Source organism: Saezia sanguinis, assembly GCF_003991585.1.
Classification (GTDB): domain Bacteria; phylum Pseudomonadota; class Gammaproteobacteria; order Burkholderiales; family Burkholderiaceae_C; genus Saezia; species Saezia sanguinis.
In genome coordinates, this window is the sequence record NZ_PQSP01000143.1 from 1 (window position 1) to 254 (window position 254).

1 protein-coding gene is annotated in these 254 nt (G+C 58.3%); it reads right to left on the reverse strand.

What is annotated here, in order from left to right; all coding sequences use genetic code 11:
• Nucleotides 1-254 (reverse strand): ion transporter (locus tag CUZ56_RS15280; RefSeq protein ID WP_204250968.1); only part of this gene is annotated, 254 nt, incomplete at both ends.

Here is a 254-nt window from a genome sequence, read left to right on the forward strand (position 1 = left end):
AGTCGATAATGCCGAAAAAGCTCTTGGCGTAGCGCACCGGATGCTGCAGGCACGCCAGGCGGGCAAAATATTCGATGGTAAATAAAATGGTGAAAAACCATTCGAGCGCCGTCAGCCAGGTACCGTAGCGCTCGGCCACGGAGGCGACACTGCTGAGCACGACCACCGTCACACTGATCAGGATGGCGGCGATCAGCAGCAAATCGAAGGCGCGGCCCGTGCGCGTTTCCGCCTCGAAAATGACGGTGTACACC